We start from the raw sequence: 2,539 nt of genomic DNA, 5'->3' as shown, positions 1-2,539 counted from the left end.
ACTACTGGACTACAACCTCAACTCGGATGCGTAGTAGAGGCAGAACAATCCAATGCACCCGAGCGGCGAAGTCGGGCGTTTCGAAAATGGCCAATCTCTCGTCGCCGCCGGGTGATTGGTGACGTTCTGCCACTAAGTCGAATCCTGTGACTGATCACGATCCGTTCAACGAACCTGAAACCGCCCACCCTCGCGCACGGGAACTGATGCGTGAGCCGTTGTTCTGGGACTGCGTTGACGAGGCCGCCCCGTTTGGGAGCGATGAGGGCAGCGATGCCTACTACGAATGGCGAAGTTGGCGATCCGAGAATCCGGATGCTCCTCTTACCGATTGCTTCGATTGGATTCTCGATGGCAATCTCAAGGGCTACAATGAAACTCTGGCATCTGACGCTCAGGTTGAGGCAGACTTGGCTAATCCTGACGATGCGTTGCTTGGCGAACAATTCGACATGTTCACATTGGATACGACGATCATCACAACTGGACTTGGACAATTGATGGACGAAGGAAAGATCGACACAGACGCAAAGCCGTTCATCCACGTGGCAATCAAACGCCAACGTAATTTTTCGGCGGGGCACTACGACTCAACGACGCTTGATGCCATTGCTCGCGTGGTCGACGAATCATAACATAGCCAAAATTGGCAGAACCATGAAATGCACACAAGCGGCGAAGTCGAGTTGGTTGAGGTGGTAAATCGCTCGTCGCCGCTGTGTGATTTCTACCGTTCCCCGATCGAAGATTGGAGTCGCCTGACTTTGTGAACGCACAACGACAACGTCAACCGTTTTGCGTTCGGCTGGCGATCGTTTCGGCTGCAACGGGAATCGTCGGCTGGCTTACATGGAGTTTCGGTTCGTCATTCGTCGAGCCAGGTACACATGCGAGGCTACACGATCTGCTGCCGGCGATTGGCTCGTCAATCATGTCCGTGTGTTCGTCGATGTTCATGCTGGTCGCAGTCGTCACGGTCATTGATTGCGTTCGCAATGAGACATTCAATCGGAAGCATGCAATCGTCCTTGTTGTAGCGGCTTGCATTACGCTCGCGGCGGGCGTCGATGGTGCATACCCACGCTGAACTGGATTCTGATATCATGAGCAACGGCCCGGCTGACCCAAAGACGGGGAACCATCGCGTGCACCCGAGTACGCGAGTCGGGCGGTTTCGAAGTTGACAATCTTTCGCGCGTACCGGGTGACGCGTGCCGTTACCCGACGAAAATGCACTCAGACGCTGGACCAACCCATGAGTGAAATAGACGAACGCCTTGCGCAGCAACTTGATGCTGCCCGACAAAAACTCAAGGCCGTCGGAAATGATGTTGGTCAGTTGCTAGAACCATATCGGACGTTGATTCTCGTGGAGTCGGCGCAAGGAGTCATAGATAATGGCGGTCTCATTTACTTTTTTGAAATGGACTGGCCTGGTTGTCCGCCGTACCGCATCTTCTCGGATGCTTACAGAAGAATCGGGTTAGACGAGGCTGCAGAGGACATTGATAACGCAGCCAAATCTTTTGGTTTTGAGTTCCCAGAACGATTCCGTGAACGGCGGCAAGAATTCATGGACAAACAATTTGGAACCGAAGATGATGACGGTGAGGAGATCGATGGGCTTTGGGAGGTCCAGTGGACCGACCGAATATGTGGCAATGACTCAGTATGGCAGTCGTTATCTCTATGGGCTAGCAAGAACGGAGCTGACGTCGGGTAACCAAGCGTTGAACGCGAGCGGGCGATCACGCCGATCTTGAAGTTATAGTCCAACGCGCCCGCCGCGTTAACGCCAACGTTATCCGACTGAAATTTGCTATGCCCAATTCACCCCTAGTCTAAATGTGATCGCCGTTCAACGCCTGTCGTCCGACTCTGTCCAGTGTGTGACCGTAATGGTTGGTGAGCTGCTGCACGAGATCATGCGCGTGATCGACTTGCCGGCGTTCGACTTTGAACACGATCCAACTGCTCGCCGCCTCTCAACATTTATCGCGGACGGCATTTACGACGGGTTCGTCGCTTTCGATGGCGAACAGGCGGTTGGTTTTGCGACCGTCTATCAGAGCCACTCACTGTACGGAAACGGGGCATACGGTACGATTCCCGAACTCTATGTTCGACCGGAACATCGATCGCGAGGAATTGGCAACCAACTGCTAACCACGTTGATCGCAAACGCTCGCGAGCGGGGATGGTCCATGCTCGAAGTAACAACTCCGCCACTTCCCGGCTTTGACCGCACGCTAGCATTTTACGAACGCTCTGGATTTGCGATTACCGGCGGTCGCAAGCTGAAAATACAACTTCAACCCATGGTGGGCGGGTAACCATCGCGTGAACCGGAGAACGCGAGCTGAGCGATTTGGCCGTTAGAAACTTTCCCGCGCGTTCCCGGTTACGCGTGCCGTTCTGCCATCAGACGAATCACGGAATGACAACATCTGAACCAACTCCAGAGATGGTCGCGTTTTACGAGCGTCGAACCGCGGAGCACATCGATCGCGTCCGTCGATGCTTGGCTGTGATGGCATCC

General features: G+C 54.1%; 4 protein-coding genes. All 4 read left to right on the top strand.

Annotated features, from left to right (window positions below; genetic code table 11):
* The first annotated feature begins 146 nt into the window (after positions 1 to 146).
* The 4 genes from Poly21_RS26775 (at position 147) to Poly21_RS26760 (ending at position 2,333) form a co-directional block, all read left to right on the top strand.
* Positions 147 to 635 (top strand): molybdate metabolism regulator, encoded by a 489-nt coding sequence (locus Poly21_RS26775; RefSeq protein ID WP_146410127.1) that lies wholly within the window; start codon positions 147 to 149, stop codon positions 633 to 635.
* A gap of 131 nt (positions 636 to 766) precedes the next feature.
* Complete coding sequence (locus Poly21_RS26770; RefSeq protein ID WP_146410126.1) at positions 767 to 1,087, top strand: hypothetical protein; 321 nt, start codon at positions 767 to 769, stop codon at positions 1,085 to 1,087.
* A gap of 168 nt (positions 1,088 to 1,255) precedes the next feature.
* Positions 1,256 to 1,723, top strand: coding sequence for a DMP19 family protein (locus Poly21_RS26765; RefSeq protein WP_146410125.1), 468 nt, complete (start codon positions 1,256 to 1,258; stop codon positions 1,721 to 1,723).
* A gap of 124 nt (positions 1,724 to 1,847) precedes the next feature.
* On the top strand, positions 1,848 to 2,333 hold the full coding sequence (locus Poly21_RS26760) for a GNAT family N-acetyltransferase (protein ID WP_302120790.1): 486 nt from the start codon (positions 1,848 to 1,850) through the stop codon (positions 2,331 to 2,333).
* Positions 2,334 to 2,539: the final 206 nt, after the last annotated feature.

It is taken from the genome of Allorhodopirellula heiligendammensis (assembly GCF_007860105.1).
Classification (GTDB): domain Bacteria; phylum Planctomycetota; class Planctomycetia; order Pirellulales; family Pirellulaceae; genus Rhodopirellula; species Rhodopirellula heiligendammensis.
This window is presented reverse-complemented; position numbering and strand designations above follow the sequence as displayed.

What these genes read in the sequence shown, in the direction of transcription:
- Poly21_RS26765 (WP_146410125.1), top strand. Translation starts at nt 1,256, where the DNA reads ATGAGTGAAATAGACGAACGCCTTGCGCAGCAACTTGATGCTGCCCGA.